This window comes from Arachidicoccus ginsenosidivorans, from assembly GCF_007971385.1.
In the GTDB taxonomy this organism is placed as follows: domain Bacteria; phylum Bacteroidota; class Bacteroidia; order Chitinophagales; family Chitinophagaceae; genus Arachidicoccus; species Arachidicoccus ginsenosidivorans.
In genome coordinates this window covers 5,279,843-5,293,781 of the sequence record NZ_CP042434.1, presented here as the reverse complement: position 1 = coordinate 5,293,781, position 13,939 = coordinate 5,279,843, and the positions used below count along the sequence as shown (strand labels likewise).

The 13,939-nt window shown below is 41.9% G+C and carries 7 protein-coding genes; 5 read left to right on the top strand and 2 right to left on the bottom strand.

The window, feature by feature from the left end; all coding sequences use genetic code 11:
* Nucleotides 1–905: 905 nt before the first annotated feature.
* Together FSB73_RS25840 and FSB73_RS25835 are read right to left on the bottom strand one after the other, a co-directional pair.
* Nucleotides 906–1,550, bottom strand: coding sequence for a hypothetical protein (locus FSB73_RS25840; protein ID WP_225974244.1), 645 nt, complete (start codon nucleotides 1,548–1,550; stop codon nucleotides 906–908).
* Nucleotides 1,551–1,924: 374 nt separating this feature from the next.
* Nucleotides 1,925–3,109: a hypothetical protein gene (locus FSB73_RS25835; RefSeq protein ID WP_225974243.1), complete on the bottom strand. Its 1,185-nt coding sequence runs from the start codon at nucleotides 3,107–3,109 to the stop codon at nucleotides 1,925–1,927.
* 548 nt (nucleotides 3,110–3,657) lie between these two features.
* On the opposite strand from FSB73_RS25835, the gene FSB73_RS21175 reads away from it, so the two are divergent.
* From FSB73_RS21175 to FSB73_RS21155, 5 genes are all read left to right on the top strand, one after another.
* On the top strand, nucleotides 3,658–6,363 hold the full coding sequence (locus FSB73_RS21175; RefSeq protein WP_158639648.1) for a hypothetical protein: 2,706 nt from the start codon (nucleotides 3,658–3,660) through the stop codon (nucleotides 6,361–6,363).
* Between the two features lie 158 nt (nucleotides 6,364–6,521).
* On the top strand, nucleotides 6,522–7,898 hold the full coding sequence (locus FSB73_RS21170; protein ID WP_225974242.1) for a GH36-type glycosyl hydrolase domain-containing protein: 1,377 nt from the start codon (nucleotides 6,522–6,524) through the stop codon (nucleotides 7,896–7,898).
* Between the two features lie 42 nt (nucleotides 7,899–7,940).
* The gene (locus FSB73_RS21165) at nucleotides 7,941–8,762 is read left to right on the top strand and encodes a sugar phosphate isomerase/epimerase family protein (RefSeq protein WP_225974241.1); all 822 of its coding nucleotides are present in this window, start codon (nucleotides 7,941–7,943) and stop codon (nucleotides 8,760–8,762) included.
* A 166-nt stretch (nucleotides 8,763–8,928) separates the two neighbouring features.
* Nucleotides 8,929–11,517 (top strand): beta-galactosidase GalB, encoded by a 2,589-nt coding sequence (gene galB / locus FSB73_RS21160; RefSeq protein ID WP_146786903.1) that lies wholly within the window; start codon nucleotides 8,929–8,931, stop codon nucleotides 11,515–11,517.
* A gap of 113 nt (nucleotides 11,518–11,630) precedes the next feature.
* Entirely contained in the window at nucleotides 11,631–13,826 is a 2,196-nt protein-coding gene (locus FSB73_RS21155; RefSeq protein ID WP_146786901.1) for a glycosyl hydrolase family 95 catalytic domain-containing protein, read from the top strand.
* The last annotated feature ends 113 nt before the right edge of the window (nucleotides 13,827–13,939 follow it).

Below are 13,939 nucleotides of genomic sequence, written 5' to 3'. Positions count from 1 at the left end.
CAATAATAATGGAAAAGAAGGAGCTAATGGAATTAGCTCCTTCTTGCTTTAAAGGTTGTTGTCTGATCATGCAACAGTAAAGTGAATTTGGTTAGAAGCGATTTTTCTTAGGAAAAGAGAATCAACGCTGGCTGGCTGTAAACAAATCGGGCGCCTTATATTTTGAATATATTTTTGATAATACGTAATTTTGAATCATGAAAAAAATCAATTTTTTTGCTGTTCTGACCCTATCGCTTATTACAGGCATTGCAATTGAAATCTTCTATTTATCCAGTTTGTTTGCAAAACTATTTCTTGCAATAGTCGGTTGTGCATTAATTCTATCGCAGCTAAAAGGAAAGATCCCCAATCGTATTTTGAATATTATTTCAATAATGCTGGTAATAATAGCATTGTTGTGTATGATTTTTTACATTTTTACAAAATAATTGAGGAGCATTCAGATTGAGCTGGTCAATGGTTTGAGGATTCACCGTAAAAGGTGGAAATCAAGTAGCTTCTTAAGGTGATTATTTGAGCGACTTTGAGAAATGCAGAGAATGGTAAAAAATGGTGTGTTAGAACCGGCGTATTTTTTTTAAATGACATTTAAGTTGTTTTGGTAAGGATTTTAAATTAAGGGCAGAGGCATTCTTTGATTCTTGTCCATTGATCTTACGTTTTGATAGCGTTGATTAGTGTGTTTTCTGAAACCTTTTGACCGGTGACAGAACCTTAGAATCTGAAGTCATACATTAGGTATTGGGTATCCTTTAGAATAAGATGGTTATTATTACTCATTCATTTTACTACCTTGTTTGAATTGACGATTGCATAGTTTTTTACAAGCAGGCGTTTAATGTGCCATAGGCACATTAAACGATAACAGCAGTAGTTAAATCCACCCTGTTGAGATTAATTACCTATTCAATCACCCACCAGGAATAGGATTTGGGGTCGAGCTTCACAGGAAGCTGTATGGTAAATTCCCTGTCTAAAGTATAGGCTTTTACCTGCCCTTCTTTTTCCCGGATTTGTGCTGTTTTAGTGAGTCCTGTGTAATATAGCGGAATTTTAATTTTGCGTTGCATGGGTTTATCCGTGGGGTTAAATAGCATGATCAAGCCTTTTACTTTAGAATCTGTATGACTCGCATTAACGTGCATCCATCCGTCCCAGTCCCTGCCGTCCGCCCGACGCAAATGAATAATATCTGAATTTAATATCTCCCTGTACTTTTTGTACCAGTTAATAACTTTAATAACGAGATTTTTGGTTATCTCTGTGTCATATAAGCGTGGACCACGGTAGCATGCCTGTACGCCAGCTCCATAATATTGCATCATTAGCTGTTCATAATCAGCCAGGTGTTCAGATAACGGCTCCAATACTGCATCTGGCCCACCGCCATGGTAGCGAGTGAGTGGTACAAATCCCCATCCCATGGAAGGTGTCTTGTCCCAGGTGCCATCGAAAATATTCTGCCTGTTTAGGATTTTTTGTTGATCTCTGGAAAGTGAGAAGTTCACTTCCCTGTAGCCTAGAGCGATTTTATTGGTGCCATCCAAAAAATACCAATCCGGTGCATTGATATAAATACCCCGGGCATTTAGCCAGTGGTATAAGCCCTTCTGTATTTCAATTTGGCGCCATTGACTATCCTCTACGTCCCGATGGCCGGGATGTGTAGTGGAAGCACAAAGGTCACCCGGGTAAGGGCCGTCATTTTCCCAAATATCAAACCCTGTTTTAGTAAAAAAAGTTTTTACCTTGTCCCGATAGGCCTGGCCCCACTTACTGCCAAAACAAGGGGCATTGCCAAAAAAAGCGCCACCGGTCTTGCCGGTTTTGGGATTAATTACATCATCTTGTTCACTAATCCGTCTGGAGCTAAATAAAGAGTAAATGCCAATGCTGATACCTTTTTTATGGGCATAGGCCGCTATATCGGCGCAACGCTTAATATTTTGTCGGATACATCTTCCATGTTGATGTGACTGCCAAAGCTTAATATAAGCGCTTCATAGCCAGTTGCAGCACATTGGTCAATTGCATGATATACTTCCTTATCGTTATTGCTAACCAGGTGCATAAATATGGGATTTGCGGTCGTCCATGGAGCAATGACTCGGTACATTTGTTGTACTTCCATACCTCTTCTTTGCCTGTCATAACTATCCATGGCAAGTTCATAAGTTCTGACAGATTTAAATTGCGCTCCTGGTTGCAAATCAATGCCAGGACCCTGGTCAGGGTAAATTTCTAATAAACAAGGTGTATTGTAATCATAATTTACTTGTGATGTATAGGATTTGTCCACCTTCCAATGTGTTGTCTGATCGCTCAGGTTATAGCGCATGGCATTATTAAAGGCGTAGTTAGTTTCTAAGTACAATCCGGAAGGCTTTTCCATTTGCTGAGGTGTTCCTACTACGGCACTTTGCTCCTCCACCATGCCTAGTATCTCGTTGACTACCCGGTTCAATCGGATTGATTTTTCTGAATGGTTGTTAATACTTATCCATTTTGCAATTAGCGGGATGCCATCATATAACTCATAATGCACCGTGACGGTGATGCCTTTAAGCGCTGGTAGTTTGGACGCAAAGACAAGATTTAGGATTTTGCCAGTTGCTGCTTTTTTATTGGTAGCCCAGAATTTTGAAGCTGGATTCAAATAGGGTGGTAACGGCTCTACACTATACGCCCTATAAATAAAGTCACTATCGCTGCTGGTATAGTGATCAATTTGTTCAGGTAATAAATAAGCCTGTTCCTTTTGACCATATAACCCGCCAATATTATAATTAATGCCGTCTATTCTAATCCTTGCTTCGGCTTTCACTGCTCTTAAGAACTCCCGACCGGTTGTCTTGTTTTTATAATCAAAACATACCAGGTTGGGGCCTAATCGAAAACGCCTTTCTACCAGACCATTATCCAATATTAAATCTTTTTGATGATTGGCGCTATAAACCTGCGCCTTGGCCTTCACGGGTTGAATCAGCCAATCTATTGAAACCGGATTGCCCATAGTATCAGGCCATACAGGCAAGTGGTTTTGAGCGGCGGAAAATTGATTTGTAAAACAAAACAAAAGGAGGCCAAACAGGAAATTGATCTTCATAGCTATATTTTTTACCGGGTACTAAGTTAGGCTAATTCAATATTGTCCACTATTAGAAAGGTAGTTTATTTTGACTTTTCCTTATAGTATTTTGATAAAAATAATTTGAATAATAGGGTAATGGATTGGATAAAATCAGTACCCTGTATTACTATTTCAATCTAATTCTAATTGCTTCAATTTACTTTCATGGTAATTGTTTGTTTAAAACCTAAGGCTTTAAGTTATATATACACGCTTTACCATCACAGCTTACATACATTTTTAGAAAGTAGAAAGATTGTTTTATAATAAGTATTTATTACTACAAATTTTATTTATTTGCCACATTTATTTGCTCATCTTTTAACCTAATTTAGATTGCAGCGGAGGCTGAGTTATTTTTTCATTTTTCTGATAATATTCAAAAAAGCTTTATCTTCATGTTCATACATAGGCACAATGGAGGCTTTAATCGTCTAATGATTGTCCGAATCCTTTTTATAAGAGCAATGTATTATAACCATAAATGAATGCAGATTATCAGAATAACATTAAGTGAATTTTTTATGAAGCAATCCAAATATATAATATTTAATTTTTTATGTTTTGTCATCGGTATGTTAGCTGTAACAGGTTTACTGGCTCAGCCGTCCACAGCAAATGGCCAAAATGACAGTAAGGTAACAGACATTTGGGTGGTCTTTAAAACTCATTTTGATCTGGGGTTTACAGACCTGCCGGCAAATGTCTTTAAAAGGTATCGAACAGAAATGATGGACAACGCCTTGGAGGTGATTGCAAAAAATGCCACACAGCCCAAGGAAAAACAATTTGCCTGGACGGTTCCAGGCTGGCCACTGTATGGACCAATATTAGGCCCTTTGCAAACAGCTGAACGCAGATCAAAAATAGAACAGGCCATCCGCAAAGGCACCATTGTCGTCCACGCACTACCCTTTACACTGCAAACAGAAGGACTGGATTATGAAGATCTGGTTCGAGGACTCGGGTATGCAGCTAAAATAGCCAGAAAATATGGTCAGCCCTTACCCATAGGTGCAAAGATGACGGATGTGCCCAGCCATAGCTGGATACTACCTACTTTACTGAGTCATGCGGGGATTAAATTCTTACAGCTAGGCTGTAACCCGGCCAGTCAATATCCCAGGGTGCCCCAGTTATTTTGGTGGGAGGGGGCAGACGGCTCCAAAGTGTTATGTAATTATACGCCCTTATACGGCTCAGATATAACACCACCCAGTGGCTGGCCCTGTAAAAACTACCTGGCCATGCAAATGACAGGAGATAACCATGGACCTCCAACTGAGGCGGAAGTCAATAAATTGTTGGATTTTGCCAAAAAGAAGATGCCCGGCGTAAGAATACATCTGGGCACCTTAGATGAATTTACCCGGGCGGTACTAGCGGAGCATCCTGAACTGCCCACTATTAAGGGGGATATGCCCGATACATGGATTCAGGGGCTGATGTCCAATCCTCGGGCGACCAAGATCGCCAAAAATGTCCGCCCACTTGAGTCGGCTCTTGATGGCTTAAATACTGAGCTTCAATTGTGGGGGCTAACAACTAAGCCGCTGGCTGATAGCCTGGCTAAGGCATATGAACAGAGTTTATTATATGCAGAGCATACCTGGGGGATGAATGCTGAATACGGCCCCCGCTATAGTTATGGCGAAGATTGGAAAAAGTGGAAGGCTGCAGCGGAGGCCGAACCGATTCCCAAAGATGGTGATTATACACAGCTGAAAAACAGTAGCGCCTATCACCCAGAGGTCGGAAGTAAAAGAAAATGGCTGCATTCATACGCCGTCAAGCGCCAATACATACAAAACACACATAGAATTGTTACAAGTGGTTTAAAAAAGCGGCTTGATCTACTGGCTAAATCTGTGCATGTTTCGGGTAAGCGCATGGTGGTATACAATCCGCTGCCCTGGAAAAGATCAGCCCTGGTGGAGAACCCTTGGGTAAAGGGCGCATTTTTTTACGCGAAGGATATTGCAGCCTCAGGTTATAAAACCTATACAGAACAAGAACTTAAAACTTTGACCGGGACTAGGCAAGAAATGGATACCGCGACCTCTTTTAGTACTCCCTATTTCAAAGTCCGTTTTGATTTAAAAAGAGGCGGCATCAGCTCTCTGATTGAAAAATCAACGGGACGCGAGCTGGTAGATCAGTCCTCCAAATATGTTTTGGGGCAGTTTTTACATCAGCGTTTTAGTACCCATGAGGTGGACAGTTGGTTTAATGCCTACAGTCGTATAAAGACAGGCTGGGGCTTAAATGACCTGGGCAAACCAGGCATGACTGGCCCGGATAAGGCGCCTTATATGGCTTATACGCCTGATAGTTGGCGGATATCGACAGGACACTCCGCAGTGGCAGATATCGTAACATTAACGGCCGAGACAACTAGTGGCCTGGCTAGTGGGTACCAAATTCAATTTATGTTTCCCAAAAATATGGCCTATGTAGAAGTAAAATGGGCTGTCACTAATAAAACACCCGAAAAGCAACCAGAAGGCGGCTGGTTATGCTTCCCATTTGCTGTATCGCAGCCTAAGTTTACTGTTGGCCGACTGGGAGGACCGATCAATCCCGCCACTGATATAATTAAAGGCACCAACCGATATCTAATGGCCGTCAATTCAGGGGTGTCTGTAACAGCGCCGGACAAATCCGGCCTTGCATTGTCTCCTATAGATGCGCCGCTGATTAGTATGGGGGTCCCTGGGCTCTGGAAGTTCTCTATGGATTATATTCCAAAAGAACCTGCTGTCTTTGTTAATCTGTATAATAATATGTGGAACACCAATTATCCACTTTGGCAACAAGGATCCTGGAGCGAACGCGTTAGGATTTGGCCAGTAGCGAGTAAGACCGCTACAGTGCCCAACCTGGTAAATAAGTCCTGGGAAGCGAGACTGCCACTATTGACAGGGGAGGCGCAGGGCGCCGCCGGGAAGCTGCCCCAGGAGCAGACCGGCCTTAGTTTGTCTAGAAAAAGTGTACTGGTAACGGCTTTTGGAGACAATCCGGAAGGGAAAGGACGTATACTAAGACTCTGGGAACAAGCTGGTATTGGCGGAGCAATAACCGTTCATTTGCCAAAAGGGATAAAGGCAAAAGCGGTGCAGCCCATTGATTTAAGAGGCAGTGTCTTAGGTAAACAAATTCGTATAAAAGACAATGCCTTCACATTTAATTTGCCTAAATATGCACCGGCGTCCTTTCTCTTTGTACAATAAAGGCATCCTAATAGGGATGGGTGCTTTAGGCATTGCTCCTCAAGATTATCGTATTTGAGGGTGCGAACCTAGTCGCAAATACAGGCGGTAAATACAGGTGGCAAAAATGCGATATCCGTTTAGATTTGAAACTGAAACTGAAACAGAAATTACAATCCATGATAAAACAAAGTGTAGGAAAATATTTGAGCATTCAGGCATTTAGCACAAAGATGCATCATTTAATCATCTGTCTGATTGCCGGAATTATCGGGTTTGCTAGCTGTAGTACTTCTCAGCAGTCAGCAGGAGATGAACAGCTAGCCGCTAATATTTTAGCTGATACTGGATTTTACAAGGTCGATAGTATGGCCAGGGATCTGCTAAAACAAGGCTTTAATGCAGGTAGCGGCTATTCCCAGGTCTGGGCCAGGGACCTAAATACCTTTATTGAAACTGCCCTTGAACTCCGGCCAGCCAGTGAGATAAAAGGAGCCATATTACTATTTTTTGCCTTACAGCAAAAAAACGGAGAAATGATTGATGGCTATGTTCTTAAAAAAGACTTTACCTGGAATGATACACACCCTTATTATTCAGCCGCGGCGCCAGACCATGTAGGTTTTAAGAACACTGTAGAGACCGATCAGGAAACCTCCTTAATACAACTGGTGGGTAAATATGTTCAAAAAACCGGAGACACCAGTATATTGAATGTACAAGTAGCCGGAAGCTCTGTTTACGGCCGAATGGTGCAAATGTTTGATTATCTGCTTAACGAAAGATATAATAAAAAATATGGCCTTCTGTGGGGGGCAATGACTGCTGACTGGGGAGATGTACAGCCAGGGGATGACTTTGGCTGTGACTGGGATAGTCTTTCCAATGAAGCCATTGATGTTTATGATAATGCCATGCTGATCATTGCCCTAAAGTATATGCAGCAAATGGCAACCAGTAAGCAGGATCAGCAAAGGTGGAAGCAATTGCAAGCCAGTATATTTGATAACGTAAGAAAATACTTATGGGATGTAAAGAACCAAAAATTTATACCCCATATTTATCCAGGAGCCTCACCCATCCCTGAGGGCTTTGATGAGAACAAGATTAACTATCATGGCGGTACAGCCGTAGCCATTGAAGCCGGATTGTTTTCTGACAAAGAAATTATAAATGTGAACAACCGCATGTTATCCGACGTAAAAGCCTCCGGAATGCCAAGTATCGGACTCACCCTTTATCCAACCTACCCGGAAGGTTTTTTTAGGGGTGGCATGTCAAAACCATATGTTTATCAAAACGGGGGAGACTGGACCTGGTTTGGTGCCAGGATGATCCAACAGTTAATTGAACATGGTTTTGTACAACAAGCTTACCAGGAAGTTCGACCAATGATTGACAGGGTCATCAAAAATGGCGGCTTTAATGAATGGTATGCCATGGGAGATGTACCCAACGGTTCTGGGAAATTCAAGGGGTCGGCTGGCGTTTTGGCAAAAGCCATTGCCCTGTTTAGGCAATGGGCTAAGACCCATCAAAAGCAAAATGAGCAATAAATCACTATTTTTACCACAAAACAAATAAAAGCTTAATTACATATGGATATAAAACTACAATTTTACTGCCCTAGGTGGGGGGCAGAGGATTTGCCCTGGTCTGCGTTTTGTAAAAAAGTAAAACAAAGCGGCTATGATGGTATTGAGGCCGCTGTACCTGAACAGGTAAATGAGCGAGCAGAAATGACGGCCGCCTTAAAGGCGAATGGACTCTTATTTATTGGTCAGTATTTTCAGTCTTTTGAAAAGGATTTTGATGCGCATCAGAAAAATTACCTCCGTTATCTGCACTTACTGGCTTCAGCTGCGCCCGTAAAGATTAATGCACAGACAGGCAAGGATTATTTTAGCTTTGAGCAAAATGCCTCTTTAATTCAGGTGGCAGCGGATTTTTCTGAACAGACAGGCATTAAAATTTGCCATGAGACGCATCGCAATAAAGCCCTTTTTGCTGCGCATGTCGCACACAGCTATTTACAACAGTTACCAAACTTAAGCATTACAGCTGATTTTTCCCACTGGTGTAGCGTAGCAGAGAGTTTACTGGAGGATCAAAAGGAGGCAATGGCGCTGGCCTGTAAGCGTGTTGAACATCTGCATGCCCGCATTGGTCATGCGCAGGGGGCACAGGTAATTGATCCACGCCTTCCATTGTATCAGAGAGCGCTAGCGCAACATTTAGGATGGTGGGATGCCGTCGTTAGTCATTACCGCAAAGAAGGGCGCCGTGTATTAACAGTTACGCCAGAGTTTGGGCCGGCTCCTTACATGGTGCAGTTGCCTTTTACGCAAATGCCCATAGCCAATCAATATGAAATTAATGTATATATGATGCAATTGCTGAAAAATAGATACGAAGCGTAATTCGCAAAAAAAAACAAATGCAGGTCCGCTAATTAGCCTTGTTTAGTTTTAGCAACGGACAATTTAGGATATAATGCTACCACCTAACATTGAAACGAAAGAGTAGATTATATATTAAAGTAAATAGTAAAATAAATCAGATTAGATATCAATTTTGACAACCAATATGACAATCAAAAGCAATAATAAAAGGAAGCTTATAAAGGCAAAAGCGAACCGTTGGGGTATTCAGTTTTTGCTGGTAACGGTTTTTGTGGGTCTATTTGTGACACATGCATTCACACAAAAGAAAATTATAAAAAGGATGGGTACGACCAATACTACATTATTTGATGACGGTTGGCTGTTTGCACGTTATGGATTACAGCCAGACGGTACTAGAAAGCCAGAGCCTTCAAATCTGGAAAAGATTACCTTAAATGACCGGGTGGCTCCCTGGAAAGAATTGGATCTGCCCCATGACTGGGGAATTACCGGGCCTTTCAGAATAGAATTAGAAGGTTCAACGGGTAAACTTCCCTGGAAAGGGATTGGTTGGTATAGAAAGCATTTTAAGATAGATGTTAAGGATGCGAACAAACAAATTTTTGTGGATTTTGACGGTGCTATGGCGAATGCCAAAATTTGGTTGAATGGCCATTATGTAGGCACCTGGCCTTATGGCTATAACTCCTTTCGGATGGACCTGACGCCATTTATTAAGGTGGGGGAGGATAACCTAATCGCTGTTCGCCTGGATACAGAAAACTGGGATTCCCGTTGGTATCCTGGGGCTGGCATTTATCGCCATGTCTGGCTGGTAAAAACAGATCCGGTTCATGTTGGTCATTGGGGCACCAATATTACGACACCCCAGGTTTCTGACGCATCCGCCAAAGTAAATATGGCTGTAACGGTTGACAATCAGGGGCTGGAAGCGGTCAAAGCAAGTATTCAGTCTGCCGTCTATGAATTAGACGGGCAGAACAGAAAAGGGAGAAGAGTTACCGATTTTAATAATACTTCCCTGGATATACCCATTGGAGGGAGCGCAACAGCTGGGACCAGTGCCCAAATCAACCGGCCTAAACGCTGGGATATTACTTCTCCTAATCGCTACGTCGTTGAGACTTCGATTATTGTCAATAGAAAAGTTGTGGATACCTATCTAACGCCTTTTGGTGTACGTACAATTGAATTTACAGCGACAAAAGGCTTTTTGCTCAATGGGCGTAGAGTGGAAATACAGGGTACTTGTAATCATCATGATTTGGGTGCGTTAGGCGCCGCCTTTAATGAAAGCGCGCTACATAGACAATTAGTCATCTTAAAACAAATGGGCTGTAATGCGCTGAGAACTTCTCATAATCCCCCCGCCCCTGAACTACTGGAAATGGCGGATCAGATGGGTTTTTTAGTCTGGGATGAGGCTTTTGACAGCTGGAAGCATGGTAAAAGGAAATTAGATTATAATAAACTATTCGACCAGTGGCATCAAAAGGATCTTACTGCCATGGTCCACCGCGACCGCAATCATCCATCCGTAATTATCTGGTCCATCGGTAATGAAGTGCTGGAGCAAGAGGATGTTCAGCTAACCAAGCACCTAGCAGATATAATACGTGGCGAAGATCCTACAAGGCCTGTCTCCAACGGGTATAATAATCCTGACGGCGGCCGTGCATCCGGTGCTGCCCAGGCATTGGATGTAATGGGTGTGAACTATTTTTTCAATAAACAAAGTGACTGGGATAAAGACCCTCGATATAAAAACATGCCAACTCTGGGCAGCGAAACCTCTTCCTGCGTATCCTCAAGAGGGGAATATTTTTTTGGTACAGATTATAAAAACTGGCAAATAACTTCATACGACCATGCCCATCCAGGCTGGGGGTGCACACCAGATGAACAGTTTCGCATCAATGCTAAGTACCCTAATTTACTGGGAGAGTTTGTCTGGACGGGGTTTGATTATCTAGGTGAGCCAACACCATATAATACAGATGCGACCAATTTGCTGAATTTTAGAAATGATCCGAGTAAAAAAGCAGCCTTAGCCAGGAAGCTACAAGAATTGAATGCCAAAACACCCCCTTCCAGAAGTAGTTACTTTGGCATTGTAGATCTAGCTGGTTTCCCCAAAGACCGTTTTTACCTGTATCAATCTCATTGGAGACCAGATCTTCCAATGGCGCATATTTTGCCACACTGGAACTGGCCTAATAGAATTGATTCCATTGTTCCCGTAGATGTGTACACTTCTGGTGATCAGGCGGAACTGTTTTTAAATGGCAAAAGCCTGGGCAAAAAGACCAAAAGGCCTGGCATTGACTTTAGACTCAGCTGGGATAGTGTGGTATATGAACCTGGAGAATTAAAGGTGGTGAGTTATAAAAATGGCAAAAAGTGGGCAACAGATGTTGTGAAAACAACTAGCCCTGCTACCCAATTAAAGATATCCACTGATAGGCATCATATTAAAACCGTAGGTAATGATCTGGCATTTATTACCGTAAAAATAACAGACAAGGACGGCTTGATGGTGCCGGATGCCAGTAATTTGGTACAGTTTTCAGTGGAAGGTCCAGGAGAAATTGTGGCAACCGATAATGGAGATGCAACCAGTTTTGCTTCCTTTCAAAGCCCTTCCAAAAAAGCATTTAATGGCATGGTGCTAGCCATTGTTAAATTTAAAAAGGGCAGCCAGGGCAAATTTAAGGTTATTGCCAAAAGTGGTGGACTCTCAAGTGCAATGGAGGTTATATCGGCCAAGTAGTTTATTTGGAAATAGGTTGGTCTTTAAAGTGAGAGTTGGCACGCAGCAATGGATCTAAATCCATGTATTTTTAATTGTGCTCCTGGCTATTTTAATACTAAAATAATATTCTATTGAGATTGTATAAGTGCTTATTTGCAGGGATTTTATGGTTATGGGGTACTGGCTTTGTTGGTGCGCAGCCGGAGCAGTATTTTAATATTTGGAATACAGCTCCAAAACATATGCCCAGTCAAGTTTCCACTGATGCTCCTTTAATGGGTAATGGAGATCTTACAGTCAGCCTGGGCTTTAAAAACAATACTTTACGTTATTATCTCTCCAAAAATGATTTCTGGCGGCTACGCTCTAAAGCGGACGGATTATCTGGCCCTAGAGTCGTTGGATTTGTTGATCTGAAAATAGATGACTTTGAACAGAGAGATTTTTCAGCCAGCCAACAGCTTGAAAATGGCATTACTTCCTGCTTGTTACAAAAGGGACAGCGGTCGATTCGGTTTAAATCATGGGTAGCCGCTACAAATAATTTGGTTTTTATTGAATTAACGGCGCTAAAAGGAACGGCTAATTGCAGTATTGGTCTATCGGCCCCTGAAAATAAACGTGCCGTTTTAAACAAAGGACAATCTCAGGACTGTTTATGGTTAACCAGGGCATTTAAGGATAGCGTGGATATTGCTACTGAGGTAGGGGTGGCTTTAAAAGCTGTAACTAAGGGCGTTTTTAGAGCCGAGCCGAATTTCAATGCTATCAGGTTAGAACCTGGTAAAAAAATAATTTTCGTCCTTGCGGTTGAGAGTAATTTTAAAAAACCCAACCCTTTGGGGTTTGTTCTTCGAAGGATAAGGGCAATAAATAAGGCAAAAATTGATAAAATCTCATTACATCATAACAACTGGTGGCGGCAATACTGGCATAAATCATCTATTCATATTGCAGATACAGTATTAATGAAGGCCTATTATCAAGGGCTCTATACAATGGGTGCCTGTAGCAGGGATAACCGGTTTTCTCCGGCCATATTTGGATGGGTGAGCACCGACCAGCCGGCGTGGAACGGGGATTATCATTTAAATTATAATTTTCAAGCACCTTTTTATGCGCTGTATGCTGCCAACAGGGTGTCGCAGGGGAAGACCCAAGATGCCCCTTTACTAGATTTTATGGATCGAGGAGCCTTGTATGCACGTCAAGTGACCCATACCAGAGGTATACTCTACCCGGTAGGTATTGGACCATTGGGTATTGAGACTACGCGTGATTTTCCCGCTTATCAAAACAGTGATAATGCTGAAAAGGAAGGACTGTTTTTCGGGCAGAAATCCAATGCAGTATATGGTCTTGTTAATATGGCTGAGGCATGGCGAACAACATATGATACTGCTTACGGTAAAAAGATTTACCCATATGCACTAGCCGTAGCTGATTTCTGGGAAGACTATTTGAAGTATGAAAATGGGCGTTATGTTATTTATAATGATGCAATCCAGGAGGGTTCGGGCAAGGACATGAACCCTATTTTGTCTCTTGGCCTAGTTCGTAATGCATTTGATTTAATATTGGATTTGAGTGCTACTTTACATATTGATATAGATCGTCAGGCAAAGTGGAAGGATATTTTAGCTAAAATTAGTGCTTTCCCACTACAGATTAGAAATGGTAAAACTGTATTTAGATACACAGAAAAAGGTGTTGACTGGTGGCCGGACAATGGTCTTGGAATCCAGCATATCTTTCCGGCCTCTGCCATTACATTGGATAGCCCGGAAGATTTGCTTATTGCTGCCAAAAATACGATCGATGAAATGCAACGCTGGGAAGATATGAATACATCCAATAGCTTTTTTATGGCAGCCATTAGAACAGGGTATGACTTTATGAGGACGCTGAAGGAGTTACATAAATATGCCTTGCATACCTATCCAAATGGGTTCCAACTTAATAATCCCCACGGGATAGAAAATAGTTGTACCGTAGCGGGCGCTTTGGATGAAATGTTCTGTATGAGTGTCGGAAATGTTATCCGACTCTTTGTTGGTTGGCCAAAAAGCCAGCCGGCTAGTTTTAAAAATATAAGATCGTGGGGAGCATTTTTGGTTTCTGCTTCGTTGAAAAATGAAGTGGTTGGCCACGTTAATATTTTTAGTGAAAGAGGACGTGATTGCACCCTTGTTAATCCATGGCCAGATAAAAAAGTTCGGCTTACCAGAAATGGACGGCGTTCAGAGGTTATTTTTGGCAAAAGGCTACACTTTAAAACCGCCGTTAATGAAAGAATTGGTGTTAGGCCTGTTGAAGGATCTAAATGATAGGTATATTCGAGATTCTGTAACGAAAGGAAAGAATTATTATCGTTTAGTAGAGGTAAAAAAGTGATCGAAACTACAACAAGATAAATTTAAATATGAAGGATAATTTTTAA